Annotated in this window: 21 protein-coding genes and 1 pseudogene; 1 reads left to right on the top strand and 21 read right to left on the bottom strand. The window is 33.5% G+C overall.

The window, feature by feature from the left end; all coding sequences use genetic code 11:
• Positions 1–707, top strand: a 707-nt coding sequence (locus G574_RS10600; protein WP_037590525.1) for a restriction endonuclease subunit S, incomplete at its 5' end; no start/stop codon positions are given.
• Here G574_RS10600 and G574_RS0100110 read toward each other — a convergent pair.
• The 21 genes and pseudogenes from G574_RS0100110 to G574_RS0100005 form a co-directional block, all read right to left on the bottom strand.
• A complete protein-coding gene (locus G574_RS0100110; RefSeq protein ID WP_029690410.1) occupies positions 704–1,255 on the bottom strand; it encodes a restriction endonuclease subunit S in 552 nt (183 codons plus the stop codon). The genes G574_RS10600 and G574_RS0100110 overlap by 4 nt on opposite strands.
• A 13-nt stretch (positions 1,256–1,268) precedes the next feature.
• Entirely contained in the window at positions 1,269–2,258 is a 990-nt protein-coding gene (gene xerA / locus G574_RS0100105; RefSeq protein ID WP_029690409.1) for a site-specific tyrosine recombinase/integron integrase, read from the bottom strand.
• 85 nt (positions 2,259–2,343) lie between these two features.
• The gene (locus tag G574_RS11160) at positions 2,344–3,471 is read right to left on the bottom strand and encodes a restriction endonuclease subunit S (RefSeq protein ID WP_084677557.1); all 1,128 of its coding nucleotides are present in this window, start codon (positions 3,469–3,471) and stop codon (positions 2,344–2,346) included.
• Positions 3,461–4,975, bottom strand: a complete 1,515-nt coding sequence (locus G574_RS0100090) for a class I SAM-dependent DNA methyltransferase (protein ID WP_029690408.1) — start codon at positions 4,973–4,975, stop codon at positions 3,461–3,463. The genes G574_RS11160 and G574_RS0100090 overlap by 11 nt, the downstream gene beginning before the upstream one ends.
• Positions 4,976–4,984: 9 nt before the next feature.
• Positions 4,985–6,814 (bottom strand): N-6 DNA methylase, encoded by a 1,830-nt coding sequence (locus tag G574_RS0100085; RefSeq protein WP_029690407.1) that lies wholly within the window; start codon positions 6,812–6,814, stop codon positions 4,985–4,987.
• 238 nt (positions 6,815–7,052) lie between these two features.
• Positions 7,053–8,105, bottom strand: a complete 1,053-nt coding sequence (locus G574_RS0100075) for a 5-methylcytosine restriction system specificity protein McrC (RefSeq protein WP_029690406.1) — start codon at positions 8,103–8,105, stop codon at positions 7,053–7,055.
• Positions 8,095–10,194 (bottom strand): AAA family ATPase, encoded by a 2,100-nt coding sequence (locus G574_RS11710; RefSeq protein WP_051130504.1) that lies wholly within the window; start codon positions 10,192–10,194, stop codon positions 8,095–8,097. The genes G574_RS0100075 and G574_RS11710 overlap by 11 nt, the downstream gene beginning before the upstream one ends.
• A gap of 267 nt (positions 10,195–10,461) precedes the next feature.
• Positions 10,462–12,243: a recombinase family protein gene (locus tag G574_RS0100060; protein WP_029690404.1), complete on the bottom strand. Its 1,782-nt coding sequence runs from the start codon at positions 12,241–12,243 to the stop codon at positions 10,462–10,464.
• Between the two features lie 53 nt (positions 12,244–12,296).
• Positions 12,297–12,398 carry a hypothetical protein gene (locus G574_RS11960; protein WP_306341358.1) on the bottom strand — a complete coding sequence of 34 codons (102 nt, stop codon included), beginning with the start codon at positions 12,396–12,398 and terminating at the stop codon, positions 12,297–12,299.
• 349 nt (positions 12,399–12,747) lie between these two features.
• On the bottom strand, positions 12,748–13,152 hold the full coding sequence (locus tag G574_RS0100055; RefSeq protein ID WP_000878635.1) for a sigma-70 RNA polymerase sigma factor region 4 domain-containing protein: 405 nt from the start codon (positions 13,150–13,152) through the stop codon (positions 12,748–12,750).
• A 267-nt stretch (positions 13,153–13,419) separates the two neighbouring features.
• The gene (locus G574_RS0100050; RefSeq protein ID WP_001226539.1) at positions 13,420–14,136 is read right to left on the bottom strand and encodes a NisI/SpaI family lantibiotic immunity lipoprotein; all 717 of its coding nucleotides are present in this window, start codon (positions 14,134–14,136) and stop codon (positions 13,420–13,422) included.
• 1 nt (position 14,137) lies between these two features.
• Positions 14,138–15,415, bottom strand: coding sequence for a lanthionine synthetase C family protein (locus G574_RS0100045; RefSeq protein ID WP_029690403.1), 1,278 nt, complete (start codon positions 15,413–15,415; stop codon positions 14,138–14,140).
• Entirely contained in the window at positions 15,408–17,204 is a 1,797-nt protein-coding gene (locus G574_RS0100040; protein ID WP_037590483.1) for an ABC transporter ATP-binding protein, read from the bottom strand. Before G574_RS0100040 ends, G574_RS0100045 begins: the two co-directional genes overlap by 8 nt.
• Positions 17,197–20,172 carry a lantibiotic dehydratase gene (locus G574_RS0100035; RefSeq protein WP_029690401.1) on the bottom strand — a complete coding sequence of 992 codons (2,976 nt, stop codon included), beginning with the start codon at positions 20,170–20,172 and terminating at the stop codon, positions 17,197–17,199. The genes G574_RS0100040 and G574_RS0100035 overlap by 8 nt, the downstream gene beginning before the upstream one ends.
• Before the next feature lie 240 nt (positions 20,173–20,412).
• On the bottom strand, positions 20,413–20,580 hold the full coding sequence (locus G574_RS11150; protein ID WP_001058290.1) for a gallidermin/nisin family lantibiotic: 168 nt from the start codon (positions 20,578–20,580) through the stop codon (positions 20,413–20,415).
• A gap of 347 nt (positions 20,581–20,927) precedes the next feature.
• Entirely contained in the window at positions 20,928–21,614 is a 687-nt protein-coding gene (locus tag G574_RS0100030; protein ID WP_029690400.1) for an ABC-2 family transporter permease, read from the bottom strand.
• Complete coding sequence (locus G574_RS0100025; protein ID WP_000181737.1) at positions 21,592–22,329, bottom strand: lantibiotic immunity ABC transporter MutE/EpiE family permease subunit; 738 nt, start codon at positions 22,327–22,329, stop codon at positions 21,592–21,594. The genes G574_RS0100030 and G574_RS0100025 overlap by 23 nt, the downstream gene beginning before the upstream one ends.
• Entirely contained in the window at positions 22,322–23,023 is a 702-nt protein-coding gene (locus G574_RS0100020; protein WP_000452012.1) for an ABC transporter ATP-binding protein, read from the bottom strand. The genes G574_RS0100025 and G574_RS0100020 overlap by 8 nt, the downstream gene beginning before the upstream one ends.
• Positions 23,024–23,212: 189 nt before the next feature.
• The gene (locus tag G574_RS0100015) at positions 23,213–24,556 is read right to left on the bottom strand and encodes a sensor histidine kinase (RefSeq protein WP_029690399.1); all 1,344 of its coding nucleotides are present in this window, start codon (positions 24,554–24,556) and stop codon (positions 23,213–23,215) included.
• Positions 24,534–25,232, bottom strand: a complete 699-nt coding sequence (locus G574_RS0100010; RefSeq protein ID WP_000276752.1) for a response regulator transcription factor — start codon at positions 25,230–25,232, stop codon at positions 24,534–24,536. Before G574_RS0100010 ends, G574_RS0100015 begins: the two co-directional genes overlap by 23 nt.
• A 40-nt stretch (positions 25,233–25,272) precedes the next feature.
• Positions 25,273–25,818, bottom strand: a pseudogene (locus G574_RS0100005) (S8 family serine peptidase); the annotation flags it as partial.
• Between the last annotated feature and the right edge of the window lie 93 nt (positions 25,819–25,911).

The following is a 25,911-nucleotide window of genomic DNA, read 5'->3' as shown; positions in this document are numbered from 1 at the left end:
ACCGTATCGAACAAAACAAAGAGATAAATCATCATTTATCGGTCATAGTACAAGCTATTTTCAACTCTTGGTTTGTTGATTATGTACCTTTTGGTGGCACTTTACCCTCAGAATGGAAAGAAGTTGACTTTGATGAAATATCAACCGTGCAAAACGGTTACGCATTCAAAAGCAAAGACTACGTTTCTGATGGAGTACGAATGATTCGTACGACTAACTTCGATAATGGATACGTAAATAATAATGACTTGATTATGTTGCCTTCAGAGTTCTACAATGACGCCAAATATCGTAATTTTGTCCTAAATAAGTTTGATACCGTACTAGTAATGGTTGGTGCAAGTGTTGGAAAAATCAGCTTAATAACCGAGTTGAATACCCCTTCATTGCAAAATCAAAATATGTGGCGTTTTAGGTCTATTATTCCAGAGATCCCAGAATCGTTTATTCACTTCAATGTCAAACGAATTAACGATCAGGTCCGTGGTTGGTCCAGCGGCAGCGCTCGAGATTTTTACCGTAAAGATATTTTCAAGAAAGCTAAAGTATATCTACCAACATCTCAAGTGCTTGATGATTTTTCAAAGATAACGATGCCAATTTTTGAACAGATTAGTAATAATATCTTAGAGAACGATAAGTTAATCAAAGCAAGAGATTCACTATTGCCCAAACTCATGTCTGGCGAAGTTTCAGTCACTGATTAAGCCACTAAATGATGATTTATCTCTCTATTAACCTCGATTTTTTGATCCAGGCTTCGAAGTGTATGTGCAATAACTTCCTGTTCTTCTAGTGTAGGCAAGCTTATTTCTAAATTTTCAATATCACTTGGTTTTATTGATGGGTAAGCCGATGTGCTTTGCTCGCCAATTGCCTGTAAAGTTTCGGTTACATCATTTTGTGTCAGGTAATAGTATATGAAGTCACTATTTGCCTTTTCCTTGTCCACTGTTATTACTGCGAAACCAGTCGAGACCAACGTATTCGGAAGTAGCTTTCTTGCAATACCATAATGAAGTTGATTTGGCCGCACGGTTGAATATAAAATATCATCGACCTCAACCTTTCTTCTTGCCCTACTGGGCAATTTATCTTGTCCCAGCACAATATGCTGGTAATCGCTGACTTTATCTTGAGTTAAGTTTCCTGTATCAAGGTAGTTTACATAATCCCACTTTTCAGAAAGTGAATATGTACTTTTATTCGTTTGACAAATATCACCAAGCCTAATATTTGACCAATTCTTAGCCATTTCAAATCACTCCTTATCCTATAAATTTTCTGTGCGAATTTTTCACATTCGCCTGATTGACCATCGCATAATGCATGGTTGTGTCTATCTTCACATGCCCTAGCAAGTGTTGAACTTGCTCAATAGGCATTCCTTTGTCTATAGCTCTAGTAGCTAGTGTTCTTCTGAACTTATGGGGATGAACTTTATTCAAGTCAGCCCGCTTGCCAATCTCACGAAGCCGTGTCTCGACTCCGCCAATCTGCAATCTTTCATGCGGAGAAGCAAGAGTTGAAAATAATGCCACATTCTTATCTGTTCGAGACTCTAGATAGTTCAACAGATGTATTTTTGTTCTAGCATCAAAGTAAACTACTCGCTCACTTCCGCCTTTCCCAAAAACAACGCACTCTCGCTCATGAAAGTTGATATCCTCCCGATTCAAGCGGACAAGTTCTCCAACACGCATACCAGTTGATGCAAGCAAATCAATCATCGCCAAATCACGTACCTCATCGCAGGCATCACGCAGTAGCTCCAAACTTTCATCAGAAAAGGTTTCCTTTATTGGTTTGTCCGTTTTGATTTTATGAATCCTACGAACCGGACTTTTCAGGATATAATCCTCATCCTCTAGCCAACCAAAAAATGAACTAAAAATTCTTCGCATATTATCAATCGTCACTTTGCTCGATCCTCGTTCAAGTTGATAATCAGCTAAGTAACCTCTCAATGAGTCAGTTGATATTTCACGAATTGTCAAATTCACTTTTCCTAGCATTGCTCCTATCGTAGTTTCGTAATACTTGAGGGATTTCTCCGAGCATCCCTCAATGCGCTTTGCTGATAAAAAAGCCTTTAATAACCCATTGTTGCTGATTTCTTGGGTATCCTCACAAGAACTCTGTATTAGCTCAACACTCTGTAAAACGCCAAACATCACTTTCTGCAACATATTTAACTGCTCATTATTCAAAACATGAGCCATTTTTGTTTGAATTTCGGTAATCACTTTATCTTTCATCTTAACCTCCACTAAATTTGATAATTACTATATTTTATCACCGGAAGCAAGGTGAGGGATAGTTGCTAAATCATCATTTAGCGGCTTAGTCAGCCGAGGTGAGTTCGCCTGACATCAATTTTGGAAGTAAAGAGTCTCGGGTTTCTTCTAGCTTTCTATTTTGTAATGTGTTAGCACCAATAGTCTCAAACAAAGGTGTAACACGAGAATTATATTCGTCAACTAAACTCTGCTCCAGTTCAATTGTTGGCATAATTGAAATATGCTTGGGGTAAATATGTGGTTGAGCAGAACCTGTCTGCATATCGTAGATTTCTTGTTGACGTTTTGAAAGCATGATATACCAAAAGTAAACATTATCAGTCATTACTGAATCGATGAAAGATGAATCAGAGGACCAAACAGATGTGTTCCACAAACCAACATATCCTGCATTTGCTCCAGATGCCGAAATTGTGACAACGGGCGCCTTAGTATTTGCAGTATTGTGATACGTTGCAGGTTGAAGTCCACCAGCAATCACTGGGATTGAACCGGCAACTGCATTCTTTGATAATAGGCCTTTACCTCGCTTTGGTGTAATATACTCACCGATTGTGTGTTCACCAGAGTTAACGTTTGGGAACATTTCATCGAAAATTGATACCGCTACCTGCTCTAAATGATGATTTATCTCTTTGTTTTGTTCGATACGGTTATCAATGCTTAAGAATATTGATCCAATCGCTTCCTGTTTCCCCCTATCTTTTGGAAAAGATATTTGAATCTCATCCAACAGTCTTTGTCTATTCAACTCAGTTTGCCCAGTTGAGCCTTCTTGCAGACTCTCAATTTTAGGCTGCTGTGATTTCAGCGCATATCCAAGATATATCGGATCTATCTCTCTACAATCTGCTCGAAGAATAATCATATGTCCATCAACTGTAGTCGGCTCTGGTACAGAAAATAGCTGTGCAATTCTCCCTGCTGTCCCTACTCCTGTTGAATTTATAAGGATATCGTTATCTTTTAGAAGTTTTTCTGCCGCAACCTTTTTCTTTGTTAAATCGTTTAGTCTAGCAACAGAATAGTCAATCTGAAAGTTACGATTAGTTTTTTGATTCAACACAACAATAGAATTCTCATTTTTTTCATCAGTGTACTTTGGCGGAATGCCTTTAGCAATAAAATCTACCACAGCACCTAATGATGTTGTTTTATAATCAGATGTCAAACCCAATCGCCCCCAATCGTTCTTTGATTTCTGCTTCTAGCTCATGTGAGCGAGCAAACATTTCAGATAGTTCAGAAGTAAGACGCTCCATTTTTTCTTCAAAAGGCTCACCGTCATCTTCTTGTTCTTCAATGCCAACGTAACGACCAGGTGTTAAGATATAATCCTGTTTAGCTATTTCAGCTGTATCTACTGCTGCACAGAAGCCTTTTTTATCTTCTAACGTTCCATTTTGGAAAGCTTCAAATGTATCAGCAATACGTGCAATATCTTCCTCGCTGAAATCACGGTGTTTACGGTCAACCAACTCTCCCATCTTACGTGCATCAATAAATACAGTCTTGCCCTTCTGTGGTTTATTCCGAGAAATGAACCACAGACATGCAGGGATAGTTACGCTATAAAACAAGTTCGTTGGTAATGCGACAATCCCTTCAACCAAATCTGCTTCAATGATTTTCTTGCGGATTTCACCTTCACCACTTTGATTTGTTGAAAGTGAACCGTTTGCTAGAACTAGGCCGATTTTCCCATTTGGCGAAAGATGAGAAATCATGTGCTGAATCCATGCATAGTTGGCGTTACTATTTGGTGGTGTTCCATACACCCATCGTTTATCATCTTTCAGCTTATCAGCTCCCCAATCAGAGATGTTAAATGGGGGATTCGCCATGATGTAGTCCATTTTCTGATTTTTGTGCAGGTCATTCGTGAAAGTGTTTGCTTGGTACTCGCCAAAGTTTGCTTCAATCCCTCGAATTGCCATATTCATTTTGGCCATTTTCCAAGTATCAGCATTTGCCTCTTGACCATAGATGGAGATGTCATCAATTTTGCCAGAATGTTCTTTGACAAAATTTGCGGATTGAACAAACATTCCTCCAGATCCACATGCCGGATCGTACACGCGCCCCTTGAATGGCTTAAGTACAGCAACAATTGTTTTTACGATAGAAGTTGGCGTATAGAATTCTCCGCCACCTTTCCCTTCATGTGCTGCAAATTGTTCAATGAAGTATTCGTAAGTACGCCCCAACAAGTCCTTTTCTTCGTTATGGTCTCGTAAGTTGATGTTATTCGTAAACATGTCAACCACTTCACCCAAGGTCTGCTTATCCAAATCTGAATTCGCATAGTTCATTGGGAGAACTCCCTTAAATGACTTGTTCTCTTTTTCGATAGCACGCATGGCGTCATCTATGACCTGACCAATCTCTGGCGTGTGAGCCTTCGATGAAATATACGACCACCGTGCATCTTTTGGCACGAAGAAGATATTTTCCATTGTATAGGCATCTTTTTCTTCTTCAAATCCTTCGCCTTCTGCAACAAGCACATCATATTTCCATTCGAAAGTATCAGACACATACTTTAAGAAAATGAGTCCGATTACAACTTTCCGATAATCTGCAGCAGAGATACTCCCTGAAGCACGTAGCTTATCTGCTACTGCCCATAATTCTTTCTCAAACCCTAAGTTTGCATTTGTTTTTGCCAATTTCATATCCTCCTCTTAATCAACAATTTGGAACGCTTCTGCGATTCCCATCGAGTTATAGAAATCACGCTTAACGTGATGTTCTTTTGCCTTCAAATCGGTTAACTGCCGTTCAATTTCATCCATTTCTTCCTTATATTTATTCAACGCTTGCTGCTGTTGTTCCAAAGTTAACTTCGGAATTGGAAAATCACGCAAATCATGAATACTAATTTGTCTAATTGTTGTCCCTTTAGAAATACGTTCTAAGAGTATTTGAGACATCGGACTTTCAAAATATAGTTTCAACCACTCCGAAAGGTAACCTTTTAGTGGTCGAATCCTTACCAAATTTGCGTTGACAAGCAACTTATCTTGTTCCCGGTCCACAAGCCCAACTTTGTTAGTAGTTCCACGGACACTCAGAAGCAAATCTCCCTTACGTACAGTGTAGTTATCAATCCTTGCGCCTTCAGAAGTGGTTCTAATGAGATTTTCGTAGTTTATTCCTTCTTCGGATATATCTGAAATTCGGATTACCTGATAATCGCCATCTTCTCTTTCATTGCTTCTCGTCAGATTATAGCCACGTCCAATATTTGCAATCTTTCCTAGTGGAATTGTATCCATCTCGTCAAATTGATGGAAGTCAACTTTTATTTCCATGCCATCAATATCATAGGTATCTTGAACCACATATGAATCAACCGATAAGTCCGCATTTCTAATCTCGTTTAATGGAACATTTGCAGAAAAATATTTTACTTCCTCTTTTGTACGATAAACTTCTAAAATCTGATTAACAGTCGCTTCAGAAAGTATTCTTTCACGCCTATTTTGAATAGTAATCATGTCTTCGGTAACTTTGATAAACTGGATTCTTTTCTCTGCCATTTCTTCCTTATTATTGTTAAAAACCAATATGGAAGTTGGAACTATTGCCCCAGTAAACATTCCTTCAGGTAATGAAATGATTGTTTCAATCAAGTCATAATCTAAAATAGATTGCCTAATGACACTATCCGGACCACTTCGGAATAATGCACCATTTGGAACAACGATTACAGCTTTACCTCCAGTTACTTTTAGGGAGGAAATTGCGTTGCTTGCAAATGCCCAGTCTCCAGATGAGCGGGTCAATGGGCCAAACGGAAACCGCCCATATACATCATCAGACAATGTTTGCATCAAACGCATTCCAAATGGGGGTACTTGAATGACTTTATCGTATCTGCGGTTACTTCCTAAGTAGTGGGGATTCGCCAACGAATCACCGATATACACTTCTAAACTCGAACGATCCGCCCCGTAAACAATGAGTTTAATGAATGCTAAAGTTGCAATTCTTTCGTTTATCTCCTGCCCAACTACTTTTGCTGGCGACTCTTTTAGTGCTTCTACAAGAGTTCCTCCTGTCCCCATAGTTGGATCCAATACATAATCTCCTTTTTCAACACCAGCAAGCCCAACAATTATCTGATTGATAAATTGAGCGGTCATCACTGTCCCCATTTGACGTTTAGCTCCGTAACCTTCAACTTCGATTATAAGCGCTGCCTCAATAAGCATCTTAGCTTCAAATTCGTTCGTAGCCTTAAGGATCTCACGGTATTTACTGTCAGGAATTGAAGAAATGATACCTTCAATTTTCATAGGTAATCCCTTCAACATTCCATATGAATCTGACTCAATTAACTCAGACAAGGAATGCACCAATGCCGTTTTATCTTGGAGTACCAGATTCTTAATCACATTACGATTAGAAAACTTCAAAAGGGCAAGACCAGCAAAGAGCCCTGACACTTCTTCTACTCGAACCTTTCCACGAAAATCATTTGCAATTTTCCATATTAGTTTCTCAGGCATATAAACCCTCCATTCCCTGTTTTCATTATACCATCATTTAGTAATAAGAATACTAAATTCATAGGACTAAAATTTTTTGGGCTCAATGCCCAAGCAATTTTTTCTTTCAGCAAAGATATCATATCACGATTTTCCTCATACGTCAATATAGAATTTCAAAAACTTTTTTTTAGTATTAGAAATACTAATTTAATTCTAGTTGCTTCCTTGTATTTACTTCTTCAAGGTGGCACTTGTGCTATTGTGAATAAAAATATGATTTCGCATGAGTTAACAACTCCTCCTTGATGGCGGCAAATTCCTGATTTAAATCCAACGTCACTACACTAATTTTATTTCCATTGAGTTCATAATGATGATTTGGTTGAGGTTCATCTGTCGTCTTTGCATATAGTAGCATTCCACCAACGACCTCTCCATCTTGAGGAATCCAATTATTTATATAGGTGAACAGCTGATATAAATTTGCACTCTTCTGCTTGGCGTTGCCACCAGCATATTTTGTTGCCATATTTTCAGAGTAAAACTTTGTATCGATTATTAGTGTCTTATTTCCATTCTTAAGAACGATATCTGTTTGCATAACCGGCAATGCATCCGTGAAGCCACTTCCTGTAATCCATGGAATCTGCGGGTGTGTAACCATATAATCGGTCTCACGTTTATAGAAAGCAAATACAAACTTTTCATAAAGCGATGATAACCTCTGCTCATCTTCTACCTGCCTCAACCAATGTTCTTCTGATGACTCATCCAAGAGCAACTCTTCATACAAATATCTACAAACATCAATAAGGAACTGATAACGTATATTTTGGCGATTATAACAAACTTTCTTCCATAGTCCTAGATTCAGTTCAACTTCGGTTACTTCGGCAAAATACGGTAATAAACCGAAGAAGAATCTCCTATGATACTTTGGGATATCAGGACTCTTACTGAGATAATCAATTGTGGCCTTTAAAATCTGATTCAGAAGCACGTCCTCAGAAAACTCATCATATAATACGACTAGCTTCTTATCGACAAGTGCATTACGTTTGATAGATGCATTAATATCCATTTTCCCCTTGATGACTGTTGTCTTATCAGATTCTCGAATGTAATCTTTAATTAGACCTCCTCGAATTAAAGCAGGCAAACCAACCTTCAAAATCTCAGTGTACAAGTCTTTTACGTTACGGAACTGCTCCACATCCATACGTTGATATTCTGATAGGCCTAATGTCTGATAAGCATATGAGAGCATGTAATAAATATTCTGAATCGGGATTTTAGAATTATTCTCCATAATAGGTCGCCCTCAATTTATTCGCCCAAACCTCAGCTTTTTCCTCATCGTCAAACCAGTACTCATAGAGCTGAGGAATTATCTCATATTCGATAACCTCAACAAGCCTTGATTCCGCATCAACTGTAAATGCATCGCTAACAAAATAACTGTGACCGATTTGAAATCCTTTCCCGAGTTCCTCTGTAATCGTTTTGTTGAGAGATTTGATGGTATCGATTGTTTTTTGAACCATAACTGGCGAACCAATACTGTTGATATAATCAAGGAAGGTTGAATTTTCAAATGCAGGTGCTATATCGTAAAAAGAAAATCTCCGTCTCAGGGCATAATCCAACAATGCAAGACTCCGGTCAGCTGTATTCATCATTCCTATAATATAGAGATTTGAAGGGACTGAAAACTTTTCATTTGAATAAAGCAGGTTGACTGATTTTCCACGCTTATCTGTTTCAATCAACATCATGAGTTCCCCAAAAATCTTACTCATATTTCCACGATTGACTTCATCAATAATGAAGAAATACTCACGTTCAGGATCTCGAGAAGCCTTTCGGGCGAACTTAACAAATGGACCTTGTTTTAATTCAAATCCTTCTCCATCTGCTTTTGGTCGATAGCCTTCTATAAAGTCCTCGTAGCTATAGCTTTGATGGAATTGAATCATCTGAATTCGTGAGTCATCCTTCTCCTCCATCATGAGATAAGCTAATCTATCAGCGATGAAAGTCTTCCCAACTCCGGGAGCACCCTTCAAAATTAGGTTCTTCTTATTTTGCAAGACAGATTGAAGCTTTCCAAGTTCATCTTCATTGATAAACACCTCAGAAAGAAAATCTTCCTTAGAATACGATTCATTCTCTACCGCTGATGGTCTTGATTCAACGTAGCGAATGTAATAATCAATGGAACTTCCTGAAACACCCTTGTATCGGTCATAGCTGTCATCATTGAGAACCGTTTCTTTTATATTCTTCAATGCTTCGGTATCCGTTTCTCCGAAAATCAATACATTGAACTCTTTTTCAATATCCTTCAAAGAAGAAATCTTTTGAGTGATGGTTTTGTCATTCAGCAACTCACCATTTTGTTGTACTTGCTGTGAGAGCCAAACTCTGAATTCATTAATCAAATGTGTCTTTTCGTTTATTGGTTCTCCATTGATGAGCTGATCCATATAGACAATAAAATCGGGATAATCGTTGAAGTTAGTCAGTGTTTTTTGTGCAACTTGTTCTCGCAAATCCCAAAAACCTTTACTCGTCCAATCAACGGTATGACGATGCTTATATTCTGAAACTCGATTATCAAAATAGTAATCTCCTGTGACAACACCCCTCCCAACAATGCGTTTCACTCCCGCCTTTGCATACACAATATCGCCAGGCTTAATTTCTTTATAGAAGTCCCAAACAGCCTTTGAATCATTTGTCGGACGTTTGTCATCATTCCGATGTTTCGAGATAACTTTCTCAACATTAGTCCTATTTTCATATTGTTCTAAATCACCCAAAAAATCCCAACCAAGTCCCATGACTCCAGAGGAATAAAACTCCTCCCAAAGTCTAGCATCATCACCTGGAGCATAAACCCAGTAATTCACACTATCATCAACTTGACCGTCTAAACTTGATGTTTTTTGTTCTTTCTTTGGATACGTCTTTTCTGGGTTATCAGCGTAGAACAAAAATTTCAGGTAAGATCTCAAAATCGTTCCTAGCTGAGCTATTCCACCATAATTTGTCGGTTGACTCCGAGTTCCATTTTCGTATTCCATTTTTGCATATTGTTGTTTAAATGTTTCATTAATCTCAACAAACTCTTTTGTGTAATTTTTCCTTTTCCCTTTCAAAATTTCCGATAGTGAGCTATCCGTATCTCCAGTAATTTTCTGATAAACTTCTTTAAACTCATCAAAGGTCTTGTAGTAGAAAAAATTCTCAAAATAGCTACTTCCCAATCCAAACCTATTCAATAAGGAACCGAGCTTTTCTAGGTATGGTGCATACCAAATTCCGGTTTTTTCACCAAGATTGTCTTTGGCCCAATCTTTATATTGCTGCTTACGTACTTCCATTGAATCACTCATCCTATTCACCTCACCAGATAAAATGCAAATTATCTATAATTATATCACGGAAACGTTCTCAGGTGTATACAAAGCAGGGTTGTTCTAAATCTAAAACATCCTAACCACCTACCCAACTATACCGTTATCCGATTTACCTACCAAACTATCAAAATTCCCTCGTTGATATGTTCCCCCCAACCAAAAAAGAGAGCCAGAACCAAAAAATTCCAACTCCCTAAAATCTTCAAAATACCGCCATACCAAGCCATTTCCAGCCGCTACTTCTCAACCCTTGACATCAATACTACCGTCTCGACGTGTGTTGTCTGGTCCTTGAGAATACATTTTTTTATCCTCGTCACTGTTTTGAGGACACAATTTATCTGTTTCTAGTTTAGCATTTTTACGTTTACTTTTAAATTGTTTACCATCCTTGTTTTGAGTTTCACCTGTTTTGAATATTATGGTTAACATTGCAGGATCAATTTCTCCGTCGCTATTAACTCCACCTACAATAATTTTCTCAACAATACTTTCAAAAACTGCACGATCAAACTCCGTAAGCATTTTCTGCGAAGATAGCAAGTGCTTAAACTCAGTTAGTCTTTTCTTTACATCTAGTTCTGATTTTAAGGTTGTTTCAATATTTACCTTCTCTTCTGCTAGAAACTCTTTTTCTGAGGAAATTTCATTGTACTTTTCATTGTATATGGTATCGCTAATTTTCCCTTCTAGCCTTAGATTTACAAGATTTTCCTCTTTTTTTAGTAATGTTCGAAGTTTGTTTGTAATCCTTTTTAGTTCCTTGTTAAGGCTATTGTCATTCAATTCAGATTCAATCGTTTCAAGTAAGTCTGTCATTAAGTTTTCATTTGAATGATAGAGTTGTCTGTAAGCTTCCATGAAAACCCCCTCAATAGCGAGCTCTTCTAATCCTTTACTATGCTTACAAAATTTCTTTCCTTTCTTTATCGATGTAACACAGTGCCACACAACCTTGCGATAATCTGAACGGCAGTGCCAACTTCTTCTAGATAATATTGAACCACAAAAACCACATTCTAACATGCTACTAAAAGCATACATTTTTGAATAGCGTTCACGCTTGCCATTTACATTTGCAGCAGTCTTCTTATTTCCTGCTCGACGAAGTCTTATCTCCTGAGCTTTCTCAAAGTCTTCTTTAGATATTATAGGTTCATGATTATCTTTGATGTAGTACTTATCTTCTTCACCAAAATTACTTAAACGTCTCTTGCTTATTGGATCCACTGTAAAAGTTTTGCCCATTAGAATATCGCCTTTATATTTTTCATTCTTTATGATTCCTAAGACTGTTGTATCATTCCAATGATCTAATCCTCTCGGCGATTTGTAACCTAGTTCATCAAGTTCCCTTGCAATTACTTTTCCTCCAATACCTTCTAAGTACCTTTCAAAGATATAGCGAACTATTTTGGCTTCTTTTTTATTGATTGAAAGTTGCTTGGTTTCTACATCATAGTCATACCCCAAGCATCCTTGAAACCCTATCAATTCACCACGTTGCATCTTCATTTTTAATCCTTTTTTCACATGAGCAGATGTATTTTCTACTTCTTGCTGTGCAACGGAGCTTAGAATAGTCAAAAGCAATTCTCCATCCATTGTTAGGGTATCTATATTTTCTTCCTCAAAATATACTCCAATTTGCATATCTTTTAACATTCTGACATATTTCAAAGTATCTAGGGTATTCCTGGCAAATCTAGCAATTGCCTTTGTGACAATGTAATCTATTTCTCCATTTACACAATCATTTATTAATCGTTGAAAATCTTGTCTCTTTCCTACTTGTGTTCCTGAAATCCCCTCATCTGCATAGATACCTGCCAGTTCCCAATCCGACCGCTGAGAGATATAATCTTTATAATGTCTCACCTGAGATTCATAGCTGTTCTTCTGATCTTCGCTATCAGAACTAACTCGGCAATAAGCAGCAACCCTTTTTGACTCTCTTTCGAAATTGTCGCCTCTACGACGAACTAAAGAATCAGCTTTTATTATTTCAACATTATTTTTTTTCATACTGAAATTCCTCCTTTTGATTCTATATTACCGCGTTCAAATCAAAAGGTCAGCTAATTTGTGTACTTAATGCGCAGTCTATTTTTAATTTTTTCATATTCCTTTTTAGTCAACATATTTCTGGAATATAAAAAATTAAGCATTGAAAGTTGCATACTATATTTTACTACTGATTGTTCCAAAACTTACCCTCCTGATAACATGTTACTCTTAGTTATTCTCTGTGGATATGACTGGTTATATCAATCATGGGAATTTCACCCGCTGTCCTTTTACGTTGGCAGCCTGAACGGTCAGAAGTATCATTATCATTATTTGTGTCATGGCAGATAGGTCACCATCCTATTTTTGAATAAATGATTTCCGCTCATTTCCTGGCGCATTACATTCTATTGCTCAACAAATAAATAAAGTCCCACCTAGAATTATTCAATTGTCAAAGGGCAAAAAGAGACTAAAAATTCCTCTCACTATAAAGAGTGAATTTTTTAGTCTCCTGTTTCCTTATTTTTCAAAAAATTTTCGTAGGTTGTCCAAAATTGTATTTCTCATCCGAAATAGACTAGTCGCAGACATCTCATGCTCTATTGCTACTTCTCTGATGGTATGCTCTCTAAAATACAGAGCATCAATGATTTTAAACTCTTTATCAGATAAGGTTAATAAAGCCTCATTTAGTTGCTCAATAAGGAGCTTGTTTTCTATAAAACGTTCAACATCAACAGTTGTATCAGGCAGTACATTTGCTAGCAGTAACCCATCTACTTCAAATGATGAAAAAGGTAATACTCCAAATTTCCTATCTTTTCTATTCAGATACTTCTCGTGATTGACCAATTGCCAGTAGCTTTTATAAACCGTTTCTGTTACGGGGATTTTACTACCTCTAACGTGAATATAATATTTCATTTCAGCCTCCGTTTATGATTTTTTCTTAGTCATAAAAGGAGGGCTCCTTATCTCAACCATAGCTATTTCTCACTTTTATCAAATCAAGGAGTTCTCCTCACTATAAGAGTGAAAATATGGTGCTCTTGTTCCAAAAAAAATTATATGTACCAAAAAACAGCAAGCTCTTCTGAACTTGCTGATCTATATTTTAATAAGTTTCTGTTTAGTAGGTAACAATAAGATATTTTGCTATATAAGCAATGTAATACCTAGATAATCTATAATTTATTCTATGCGCGCTATTCTAAATTCATTATTAATCTCAACAGCTATGGTTCCTTCTTCTGCTAACAAATAAACTTCTCCGTAATCCCAAACTTCTCTTTTTTCATTAGAATTAGAACCAGAATAATCTATTTTATTTAGTTCCGATTTAGAAATTTCTTGTCCCGTATTCAAAATAAATGTTTTTGAATCTGCTATTACTCCTAGAAATTCTTTTAGTTTATCATCAGATACAATATCAGATGAAATACGAAATTTTTTATTATTAAATTTAACTATCCTACAATCAGATGGATCAATTGCAAGTTCCCCACCTGCTGAATTATTATTGAACTCTTCCAAGCTCAGCATTTCATTATTGGATTGCACATCCGAACTCAAAGAAACCTTATAATAAGAATCATTTATAGAAATAGCTAAACCATCACTAAAATTATAGAGCCCACTATATGCTAATGATACTGTATCACTATTACTTTTAGTAACAACTTTCTGGCTATTTCTATCAATTACTAATGTTTTAAAAAAAGATTCCTTCACAGTACCTAGATCATTTTCATCAACAATTTGATTCATGATTGTATAATCATTTCCTTTATATGTAAATTGATTAAATGATTGATCATGAAACTCTATTGTTTTATTGTCTACCAATCTACATGCAACTAAAGTACAAATTCCAATAAGAACAACTAAGCTAAATAAAATTTTCCTCATGCTACTTCACCTCCTTTATAACATCATCAAATAATAAGAGTGCCCTTTGCCAATTTGTTGTAACCTTTAAGTTATTTAGTTCGATCATTGTTAACAGAATTCCAATTATTCCATCTAAATAACCAAGATTATCTTTTGTTTTTATATTTTCAAATTCCGCGGTAGTATTAAAACCATATGTCATGTCTTCTCTAAAATCACTAATTAACTTTTCCTTAAGAGATTTTATACAGTCATCAAAATCAGTTGTTTTATAAATTTTTTTAAAAAATAGGCAAATCTCAATTGCTCCAGAAAATCCGTGACATAAAATAGATTGTTCCAAACCATTACTTCTCCTGATGGATGCTTTCAAGATGTTACAAGCTTTAGATTTTAGTTTCTTATCTTCTAGAGCCAAACTTGAATACAGATATAGTAAACTAATTCCTGGGCTACCGTAGCACCACGCATCTCGAATAAATTCATACTGTAAATTGCTTTTTTCTGTTTTCTTTAGTTCAATATCGCTTAATCCCTCTTTCCACATATAATTTTTTAACTCGTGTTTTTCGTATAACATTATAATTTTTTTGATTGCTGCAATAGATTTTTCATTAGAATGGCCTTTTAATTTTGAATAAGACAACATTGCGCCAACACCCGCAAGGCCGTGTGCTAAACCAAAATTTAGACATCCTAACGGATAAAGCTTAGACTCTGTCTTGGACATTTGATTCTTTGATTCCACATAGAAGCCTGTTAAAGTAGAATTTTTTAGTGAAAACTCAGATAAGAAATTGATAATTCTGTTTATTATATAATCATTTTCATCTTGCTCCTGAGATAAAAGATAAACTAATACTCCAGATACTCCTTCTATGATGTCATAATCTGTAGGAGAGATTTTCTTAATATCTATATTTTCAATCTTACTTAACGTATAGTACTTAATGTACTCATTAAAACTAATCAATAAGTTATGATATTCTGGGTGTTCTTCAACTAAATGAAGTATACTTATTCCAATTCCAGAAACTCCTGAAAATAAAGAATCCGATAAAACACCATAATTTCTCATTTGTTTAACCATAAAGTTAACATATTTACCCGTTCTAGCGGAGTATTTTCTTTCACTAGTTAAACTTGTCAATTCTGAAGATAATAATATCAATCCAGGTAAACCAGAAGACAAGGTCAATAAATCATAATTCGGTTGTTCAGCATATCTTTTTAACTGCTCATCAAATTTAGCAAATACTTTCTCAGATAAATCAATAATAACTTTATTTTCATCCATCAGACTCCTCCTCGTACTTTTCTGAATAGTAAAGTTCCCTATAATATTTAGATTTACTTATAAGGTCGTCATGTTTTCCTTCATCAATAATTCGTCCATCTTGCATAACTATAATTCGATCTGCTCTACTCGCAGCCATTAGATTATGTGACACAAACAAAGCAATCTTATCTCTAGAACGAGTTACAAATTCATCAAATATTTCTTTCTCTGAAACAGGATCAAGCGCTGAACTTGGTTCATCCAAAATGTATATGCTTGCATTCTTGAAGAAAGTCCTAGCCAATGCTACTTTTTGCCATTGTCCTCCTGAAATTTGTCTACTATCGTTAAACCAGGTCCCTAAACGTTGATTAAGGTTGAAATTGTTTTCTGCGGTTAAGAAATTTATTTTTAAGTTATCAATATGTTTCTTTATTTTGGAGTCAGATATACTGTTTACATCACTTAGGCCAATATTTTCTCTCACAGATAATTCAAACTTCACAAAGTCCTGAAAAAGAACAGAAACATTATTTTGATAATAACTCAAGTCTAGGACATCACTAGATTCGTTATTATAATATATTTGACCCTCTGAAGGTTGGTATAATCCCGATAGTAATTTTACTAAGGTACTCTTACCAGAACCATTCTTCCCCACAATTGCTACAAGTTCACCCTTATTAAACTCAACATTAATATCCTCTAAAGTTTTTTTGACACTTCCTGGATAGATAAAAGAGAGATTATTGACTTTTATTTTGTCAATGCGCTTTTCAATTCTTGAGATTCTACTATTCTGAATTGAGATATTACTTACTTCCATATCAAAAAATTTAAATAATTGTTCCATGAATAAACTTGTGTTATAGATGATATAAGTATTTTGGATCATAGATTGTGAGTAGGTATTTACACGAGTTATTGCTTGAATAAGGCTTACAAAATTACCTACTAAAAGTTTACCGCTTTGAATTGACTGTATCATCATAAAAATAGCTATACCATTAATAAAATTCAATAAAATATCCAAACTTCCTCTGAAAAGAACTTTCTTTTTCGAAATATTCAAATCCTGATTCATAAAATTTCTTTTCAATGTTCCATATTTATCAATGAAATATTGACTAATACCATTTAGTTTAATCTCTTTAAATGAAAAATCATGAGTAAGAAGATAATTGATGTACCAAACTTCCCTCTCCGAATTTGCTCGCTCCCATTGAATCAAAAATTCTAGCTGGCCAACACGCATAAAAATTACTAAGGAAATAACAGGAATTATCAGTAAAAAAGTCGATACTGCCACATTCCAAGTGGACACATAAATAATACTTGTTAATAAAGATAGAAACCCTGTAATCACACCAATGATAGCATTGAAAAGTTGGAACGGCTTATATGTACTATCTTGTACAATATTTTCAATGAGATTGTATGTATCTGCTTGTTCAAAATCTATTAAATTTAGAGATGATGTTTTTTTCAATAACTTCAAATTGAGATTATAGGACAAGTTCATATTAAATTTCTCACTTATATATGAGTTTAACTGACTTAGTATTGATAGCATCATTTGCATTAATATATAGACAATTAATACTGAAAAAATGTTACTTCCTTTTTTTAAAACAGCATTGATTAATTCTTGATAGATAAATAAGCTTGCTAAAGGAATTATTGATTGTAATATGTTTAAAATTATTAGATAGCTAGCATATTTTCTTTCTATTCGAAAAATTAATCTTATTGTTTTAGGAATTGTCAAAATTGTTTGAAAAAAATTTTTTAGTGTAAATTTATCCATGATTGTGCCCATTTCTAAATTCTTCACTGATTATCAATCCGCGAATTATAGCATAAATCTTAGTCTCATTTTCTCTCTTTATACCAAATAAGCGATTATTGTGTACATGAATGATACTATCATAAATGATATATGTATAGTCATCTGATAATTGAATACAACTGTCTGATAATTTCTTAAGTCTTTGACATAGTTTAGATAGTTCTGGAAGAAGATTTATTAAATATCCCTTTATTAAGTACAAATCAATTAATGCAGTATTCCTATTTTTATCTCTATTTTGGCTGTCTAAATGCTCTGGACAAGCAAATTCTAAAAATTGTATTATTTCTTTATTGTTATCTTTAAAAAATGATTTGAGATAAAAGTAGTTAAATATTATTGCTAAATCATCTAGGGTTAAATCTAATCTTTTCTGCCGAATTAAACTTAATGAATTGATGACTATTTCAGTATCTAGACAAAAAATTTCTTCTACCAAAGGAATTCTTTCTAGTCCCCCATACCTTTCGATTTCTCTGTCATACGTTGAAATATCTATATTTGATATTAACTTGTTTTGTATGCAGAGTTGAAAAATCTCTTGAATTTTTTCAAAACTTTTATATAAATTCTGCGTTCTTATCCTTAGTCGGATATGAAATTTTGGATCAGTATATCTGATATAGAAGCTCATCCCATCATCTAAATTTACTAACTTCAAAATTTGAGGCATTATATCCGAAAGAAATTCCTCTTGCCTATCTGCCGACATATACAATTTAAAGTAGAGCCATTCATCAAATGGTATTTTCTGTCTAACATTTGTCGGAATAACCTCTGGTAATATTTCTTTTATGTACCTAGGTTCCTTAATTTCATCCTTAGCAAATACTGGAACAACTATATCAGAAATATGAGTTGTAGATTCCTTCTCTACAAGGTGTGAATCAAAAATACACTCTGATAGACATAATTCTTCATTTTTATTACTACTTTTTCTTACAATATCTTCAAAAAGTTGATTATCTAGTGGATTATTACGGTTAATTAATATTCGATTATCACTGTTATCAACATACAATTTTGTTGGAAGATTGTTTTCAAGAATAATCTGATGAATATCCTTCGACAACATCCTTCCACTAAGCCTCCAACGTTCAGGAGCAACAATAATGTCCTTAAATACTATTCTAGGAATATGAGAAAATTTTTGATAAACCATCTCCCAAGGGAATATTCCGAAATGATCTTCTTGAGCTATCTCACATAAAAACCGTAATTCATTGCTAAACATCATTTGGTTATACATATTTGTACTATAAAATTTTAAGAGTTCCTTAGTTTTGAAATTTCTAGCATAAAAACTATTCTTAGAATCAATACCAATATATATATCAGATAAAATTTGACTTCTCTTATCTATATTCGTAAAAAGTGATAATACTTTTTCTCTGACATTTGTTGTGCGCATAACATTAGCATGACGAAGATTCTCTGGTAAAAATGTTATTTCACAAGAGTTATACCCTGATACGTGATTATTGTTTTCAACAATTTGAGTGATAGTTTGATGATAATGTTCCAATTTATCTGATAGAATAGAAAACCTGCCTGAGCTAGCTCCTAAATTCTTAGAACATCCTGTATTAGTTAAGCTTAGTACGCTTTTACCATCTACTTTATTAACATAAAAGAACAACTCAAATCCTAGATTGATTTTATCTTTGTCTTGATTAAAAAAATCTTCTTCATTATAAAGTTGAATATTTCCACCTGTTTCTAAGGCTTTTTCAAAATTATTGAGATATTCTAATTCTTCTTTTTCACTAAAATATACAGTAGAAGGCGAAGATTCCCAGAAATCATTTTTGGGGTGCTGATATCCATATGGAGAACCAATTCCTAAATTAGAATCAAACAACTCCATCAACTGAACTTCTCTATTTACTCCGTACTTATCTAAAAATTTTTCTTTATAATCATCTAAATAAGTACGCTTTACATGATCTGAATTACTTACTAGAAACTCAGCAAATTCTACTATCTGAGTTTTATTTTCATTACCTAATTGGATTTGACCATCATTATAAAGATCAATTTGAAGAAAATTAGGGGTTTCAACTAACGATGACATTAACTTGTAGATTTCTTTAAGCTTTTCAATCCCATCCCCAATTTCCAATTCAGAATATTCAACAATTAAGTTGCTAATTGCTATTAGTTTAAAATAATAAAGATTTTGCTTATCGATTTCTTTGACTTTAGAAATGAATTCTTCAAACTTAAAATTCATTATTAATTCTGAATTAATATTTGAAATTAGAAAATGACTATCAATCAAACTCATGATATATGATGTTGCAATATCTCGATACTCTTCACCATAGGATTCAACAAGTTTTTCTATAATACAGTTAAAATATACATATTTATCACAACAAAGCTCATCAATAAGTTGATAAACTTTAGTGAACTTTATGTTGACTTCTTCAATTTTAGTATCATTTATAGAAAACAATTGAACAACTCTATCTCCAAATTGATAGTTGGCTGGATTTATTTTATAGGCTAATTCTCGAGAATATTCCTTCTCAATCTTAAAAACTAGACGTATTAACCACTCTGAATCCAAGAGTACTTTTTTTAATGTTTTTCCATTCAAGTTTAATTTCTCTGTAGAAGAAAATGAACCTATTGAAGTTTCACTAAATAAACCAAATGGTGTTGAGCGCTCCTTACTACGCTTATAATATTTATATACAGATTCTGATAATTGGTTGATTTTTTTCCTTTTCATTGAATCACCACTATAATATTTTTGAAGCGATTCATATAAACTCCTGCTAGCTACAAATAGTTGCTCCTGGAATATCTTATTCTCTCTTATAGTTTCTAAAAATGAATTATAATCACATTCCAACAATTCATGTATTCCAATGATTGCATTACGAACCAAAAAATTATTTGTAGTATATTTATGTTCCATTAGCAGCTCCAACTTCTAAATTATTTTTATAAATCTTCAAATATTATTTTGGAAATTTATAAAAATAAAGGTAGTAGACTACTATCCACTACCTTTATTTTAGCAATAGACATATTCGTCTAAAGAGTAATATCCTAAACAAATATTCTAATATTTAGAGGGACCTTACTCGAAAAGATATAGAGTCCCTTTCTTTCTTAGTCAAGATTTGCAAAAAGATAGTTACTAAACAAATAAATTTTATCCAAAATGGCAACCACAAGTTGCAGTTTTGATTGCACAGGTCATCAAAATACCCGTCTTACATCCAGGAGTACATAATGATTTACTAGTTACCCGAGGTGAAGCTCCTGAGTTGTTTTCCTTTGAGATTGTGACAAGATCCAAATTAAAATCTTCATTGTTCATAATAAAATTCCTCCAATTATTTTTTCTTTGTTCGAACAAATATATTGTAAGATACCTAGTTCAGAATTTGTTCATAATTATAGAGAATGAACAAATTTTTTATTTAGAATGCATGAAATATTTATACTGATACTCTGGACAATTAAATAAAAAGATAGTTGACCAATGAAACTGCTGAAAAAGTCTGATATTTTTAAAATATCATGAACAATACTGTCTTGAAAAGATAATAAAATAGACATAAAAAGCGGATGATCTGCAATCTTTAGATTTCAAAATATGCTGTCATTCGCTTTTTATCTATTGAATTTTGTTGTATTCTACTCTTTTAGTGACCTCTAACCAATTTACCTCTTTTTACATATTTTTTGAATTTCAACATTATTCATAACAGCTAAATTACAAAAATACGATAATATGATAAAACCAATTAAGTATACTAGAATCATAATAATTTCATTTTTCCCAATTTCTAGGATCATATTAACAGGTAAAACGATAGGCAACCAGAAGTTATTTAAAAATACTTTATTGGTTGCAAATATAATAAACAGACATTCGATAAAAGAAATTACTAGATTCCCTCCCTTTCCCATGATAAGACTAAGTAACATATGGAAATGGTTAAGTAAGACTAATAATAACCAAGTAATCACACCAACATACGCAAAGTAAGAGAGTCTATTAAATTCAACTCCTACCACTATCCAAACTGGAACTCCCAATAAAACCATAAGTAAGTCTGTCGAAATAAGCTTTATTCCCCAAATAATTCCACTATTTTTTTCGCTTTTAATATTTTGAAAGAAATTTGCTTTTTCCTCTTGTTCATGAAGAAAAATAGAGAAAATTGATGCTAATATACAATATCCTAACATAGGTAAAAAAATGATATTTTCAATTACAACTGAATTATTTGTAAACTGTAAATAAAGAGGAATTGTGAATAATTGAATAATTGATAAAATTAAAATAAGATTTAAAGTAAGAGAGCCTTTCAACTTTAGCAACTCACTTTTTAGAATTTTGTTCATTAGTTATCCTCCACTTCAACAAACTAAGGAAACTCACAAAAACTAAGATTGAAAGAGATACTGATATTAAAATTGTCGATATTTCAACTCCACTTAATGCTGCCTCTAAATCACCTGAGGGTTTTAAATGTAAAAGAGCATAAGCAATTTTATAGTGATAAGTATAAGGAAATATGAACCAAACCGATGTCTGAGCTATTAGAGGAGCAACTAATAAGCAAATAAGAGAATTTGTAGCCAACAACAAGTAGGGATTTATCCACTTTGCTAGAAAATATAATAGTGGTAATACCCAAGCAGAAGAAACACCAATAAGTAATAAACAAATCAAATCTTTACCAATGTCTACTGATATCACACCTGAAAAAAGAAATGAGATGCCATAAAATATTATCGTAAAAATAAAGGTTGAAATCAAAACATCCTTGAACTTCAACAGTATCTTCGCTAAATAAATAGTAAACGTATATCTACCCAAGCTAATATTTTGAAACGCACCTGCATTCTCCTCCGCGCTATAATCAGCTAAAAACAATAACCCAAGGAGAGTGAAAAGGAATCCTCCCTCCCACCAATAAATTGAAAAACTTTCTAAATTGAGAGGTCCTGCTAGTATGAAAGCTATAAAAATTGCTAGCAAAGGAATAAGGATTAGTAATTTTTTATCAGAACTAGATTTTTGCTTCAGCCACTCAGATTTAAAAATATTAGTCATTTCCATCACCTCCATGGACAATTCTAAAGAATAGTTTTTCTAAATCATTTGAATTCTTATTAATATCATCGTAAAAAATCTTGCCCTGATTCAGTATAACGATTTGATCCGCAATTTTGCTGACTTCACTTAGTTGATGGCTGGACAAGAGGACTGTCATTCCAGATTTTTTTAGATCCCTAATTAAATTTAGCAATTCTTTTATCCCATCTGGATCTAGACCATTAGTTGGCTCATCTAAAATTAATAAATCAGGATTGGTAATAATTGCCATTCCTAAACCAAGTCGTTGCTTCATTCCTAATGAAAAGTGCCCTGCCTTCTTTTTTCCAGTATCAGATAAACCAACCAACTGAAGTACCTCATAAATTCTTTCATCTGGAATATCATGTAGCAATGCTCGTGTTTTTAAATTGTCAAATGCAGAAAGATTCAAATAGATAGCAGGAGATTCTATCAACGCTCCAATATCAAATCTATTTTCTTCTACAATATCCTTATGCTTTCCATTGAAAATGACTTCTCCACTATCAGCTCTTTCTAACCCAAAAAGAATTTTCATAATGGTGGATTTCCCAGCCCCATTTACTCCCAGAAGACCACAAATAGTACCTTCTTCAATTTTAAATGAAACGTCTTTTAAAACCTCTTTGTCTTTATAGCTTTTTCTTAGATTTTGAATGATAACTTCCATTTTTTCTGCCTCCATTTCTTTTATTATAATACAAAAGAAATTTCAGTATTTGTTCAGAAAAAAATTGAGCAAAAAGTCGATATCTCTTTGATTTTTTCAAATTTTCGAAATAAAAAATCGCATAAAATCAACGTTTTTAAATGAAAGATTTCATGCGGTTTTGTTTATATTAGGCTTTTTGACCAGCCCCTAAAATTTTTTAATTAATAAAGTGACCTGTGCACCACCATTTTGTGGATTTGAGAGTATTAATTGACCTTGATGTCTCATAGCTATCTTTTGAGCAAATGAAAGTCCTATTCCGTAATGCTTATCATTTCTTCCTTTATTCTCTGTGTAAAAAAGTTTTCCTCCATCTTTAAGAGACTCTTCTGTAAATGGTAAACCATTATTCCAAATCTCAAAACTGATAAAGTTGGAACTTTCAGATATAGTCAGTACCACCTTGCCCTCTTCTGAACAAAATCTAGTCGCATTAGATAAGATATTTATCAAAGCTCGATCTAAGTTGAGACGATTTCCTTTAATCACTCTGGTATGGGATTCATTAACTATTTGAAAATTAATTTTTTTTGAAGACATAATATCTCGACATTCTAATGATAATTCATCAAGAAATTTTGATAATTCAATATCTTCCTGATAATTCTTATCCTCAATTAGCAATCTTGAGTAATTAACCATTGAATTAAAATACTTTTCAAATATACCAACACTATGATTCATTGAGGACATAAAATCTAATTGTTTTTCATCTAGATTAGTCATCTCAAGCAACTCGATATTCCCCTTTAAAACAGTTAATGGTGTTTTAATATCATGTGCTAATGCAGTAACTTGAAATGACAAATCTTCTTTATCTTTTTTCTCCATTTCTAATAACTTTGTCAACTCTTCGTCTTTTTGATAAAGCGTCAATAAAATGTTATTACATTCTAAGATTGCAGTTTCTTTACGTCCAATATCCATTCCTGGTATTCCCATATTCAGAGATATTTTTTCAATTAGACGAAAATTTTTTGTAAATTCTCTTAAGAGCCTAATAACAGAGATAGAGATGAGTAATAATTCTAGCACTATAAAAAACAAATAAGAGACTAAATTATAGGAAATATGTCGAAAGTTTCGATTTACAAATTCGGGCATTGTTGGTCTTCTAATAACCAAAATAAAATCTGAGTTTTCATATTTTGTAAACAATATAGAACCCTCGCTAACCGAACTTCCAGTATCAAAAACTTCTTTATAATGTTGTAAATCCTGTTTTTGATAATTTCCAGAGACCAATTCGCCATTATCGCTATCAAACAATACATAATCAAAGACAGAATAATCCATTTGATTCTTAATACCGTTAGCAGATTTACTATCACTAATTGAAATATGATAGTCTGTTCCATATGTGTTCAACTGACCTGTAAAAATAAGAACGTAGCTCAATACAAGCAACATAATAACATTTGCAACTGTACCAATCACTATTTCAAGAACTGTCCTTAAAATCCGCTTATTAATTGAATACCTTTTCATCATTCCACTTATATCCCATCCCCCTTATTGTTTTAATGGGATTAATTCCATAGGGACCAAACTTGACTCTAATTTGATAAATGTATTCCGAAATTGAACGAAATAATGCATCTGCTTCATCATCATAGACACATTCATAGATTTCTTCTCTTGTATAAACCTTATTTGTCTTACTAGATAATAGCTCTAAAATATCATATTCCCTTTTAGTAAGAGAAATAGCTTCACCATTAACACACACGAGTTTTTCTTGAAGGTAAAATGTTAGTGGAAGTAATTCTCGAATAACAGATTCATTAGATTCAGCATTTCTATAACGTTCTTCTCGTTTTAAATGCGCTGCAACCTTAGCAACTAGTTGATTAACACTAAATGGCTTTGTGATATAATCGTCACCACCGAGATTTAAGCCAGATACAATATCATCTTCAGAATCTTTTGCACTGACAAAAATAATCGGAGAGGATACTGATTTACGAATCTGTTTACAGATTTGCAGACCATCAACATTTGGCATCATAACATCAAGCAATATTAAATCAAATCCATCAAAATCACTTATTTTTATAGGAAGCCTAACTTCTTGATAAGTCGTCACATTATAGTTTTTCATTTCTAAAATTGTTCGCATCAATTTTACAATTTCAAAATCATCATCAACTACCAAAATCTTATACATACTAGGTACCTCTTTTATCTCATACTACTATTTTACACTATTATTGCACAAAATTTGTAATATTTAGTAGCCTAATTTGTCCATTGTTTCCATTATTACTAAGAAAACAATTATCATATAAAATTCGAATAGCTTCATCTGGTTGGTCCTTCAAATTATACTTTTCTATAATCAATCCTAAAGCTGCAGAGACTTTAGGAGTCGAAATTGAAGTCCCATATGCATATGTATACTTTCCTTCAAGCGTTGGAACAAGAATCCATTCTTTTTCATATAATTTATCAGCTACCCATTTATCATATCCTACTTTAGAAAGCGCTTGACTTCCACCTCCTGTTGCATAGATATCAATGTCGCCATTCCCTTGATTTGAGAAACTAGATACAAGATCATTATCATCTACTGAACCAACTGTAACAACATTGTCTAATTCAGCCGGAATATCTTGTACAGTTCCATCAACTTGACTATAATCTTTTCCTCTTAAACTACCAAGATAGTTTTTTAATTCATCTTGATTCTGTAAATCCATCCCTTCATCACCTACTGAAGCAACGACAACGGAACCTTGATTATGAGCATAATTATAGTAAAATGAAGTAAAATCAGTACATTTGTGATATCATATTCTTATGGCATATTCACTAGATTTTCGTAAAAAAGTTCTCGCATACTGTGA

Origin of the sequence: Streptococcus hyovaginalis DSM 12219 (assembly GCF_000420785.1) — a bacterium.
Classification (GTDB): Bacteria; Bacillota; Bacilli; order Lactobacillales; family Streptococcaceae; genus Streptococcus; species Streptococcus hyovaginalis.
The sequence above is the reverse complement of the archived record's forward strand: the minus strand, read 5'-3'. Positions and strand labels throughout refer to the sequence as shown.

What these genes read in the sequence shown, in the direction of transcription:
- G574_RS0100050 (WP_001226539.1), bottom strand. Translation starts at nt 14,136, where the DNA reads ATGAGGAAAATTTTATTTAGCTTAGTTGTTCTTATTGGAATTTGTACT.
- G574_RS0100085 (WP_029690407.1), bottom strand. Translation starts at nt 6,814, where the DNA reads ATGCCTGAGAAACTAATATGGAAAATTGCAAATGATTTTCGTGGAAAG.
- G574_RS0100090 (WP_029690408.1), bottom strand. Translation starts at nt 4,975, where the DNA reads ATGAAATTGGCAAAAACAAATGCAAACTTAGGGTTTGAGAAAGAATTA.
- G574_RS11960 (WP_306341358.1), bottom strand. Translation starts at nt 12,398, where the DNA reads ATGCAACTTTCAATGCTTAATTTTTTATATTCCAGAAATATGTTGACT.
- G574_RS0100020 (WP_000452012.1), bottom strand. Translation starts at nt 23,023, where the DNA reads ATGGAAGTTATCATTCAAAATCTAAGAAAAAGCTATAAAGACAAAGAG.
- G574_RS0100055 (WP_000878635.1), bottom strand. Translation starts at nt 13,152, where the DNA reads ATGAAATATTATATTCACGTTAGAGGTAGTAAAATCCCCGTAACAGAA.
- G574_RS0100015 (WP_029690399.1), bottom strand. Translation starts at nt 24,556, where the DNA reads ATGATGAAAAGGTATTCAATTAATAAGCGGATTTTAAGGACAGTTCTT.
- G574_RS0100045 (WP_029690403.1), bottom strand. Translation starts at nt 15,415, where the DNA reads ATGGATGAAAATAAAGTTATTATTGATTTATCTGAGAAAGTATTTGCT.
- xerA (WP_029690409.1), bottom strand. Translation starts at nt 2,258, where the DNA reads ATGAAAGATAAAGTGATTACCGAAATTCAAACAAAAATGGCTCATGTT.
- G574_RS0100110 (WP_029690410.1), bottom strand. Translation starts at nt 1,255, where the DNA reads ATGGCTAAGAATTGGTCAAATATTAGGCTTGGTGATATTTGTCAAACG.
- G574_RS0100040 (WP_037590483.1), bottom strand. Translation starts at nt 17,204, where the DNA reads ATGGATAAATTTACACTAAAAAATTTTTTTCAAACAATTTTGACAATT.
- G574_RS0100010 (WP_000276752.1), bottom strand. Translation starts at nt 25,232, where the DNA reads ATGTATAAGATTTTGGTAGTTGATGATGATTTTGAAATTGTAAAATTG.
- G574_RS0100060 (WP_029690404.1), bottom strand. Translation starts at nt 12,243, where the DNA reads ATGAAAAAAAATAATGTTGAAATAATAAAAGCTGATTCTTTAGTTCGT.
- G574_RS11710 (WP_051130504.1), bottom strand. Translation starts at nt 10,194, where the DNA reads ATGAGTGATTCAATGGAAGTACGTAAGCAGCAATATAAAGATTGGGCC.
- G574_RS11150 (WP_001058290.1), bottom strand. Translation starts at nt 20,580, where the DNA reads ATGAACAATGAAGATTTTAATTTGGATCTTGTCACAATCTCAAAGGAA.
- G574_RS0100075 (WP_029690406.1), bottom strand. Translation starts at nt 8,105, where the DNA reads ATGGAGAATAATTCTAAAATCCCGATTCAGAATATTTATTACATGCTC.
- G574_RS0100030 (WP_029690400.1), bottom strand. Translation starts at nt 21,614, where the DNA reads ATGAACAAAATTCTAAAAAGTGAGTTGCTAAAGTTGAAAGGCTCTCTT.
- G574_RS0100035 (WP_029690401.1), bottom strand. Translation starts at nt 20,172, where the DNA reads ATGGAACATAAATATACTACAAATAATTTTTTGGTTCGTAATGCAATC.
- G574_RS0100025 (WP_000181737.1), bottom strand. Translation starts at nt 22,329, where the DNA reads ATGACTAATATTTTTAAATCTGAGTGGCTGAAGCAAAAATCTAGTTCT.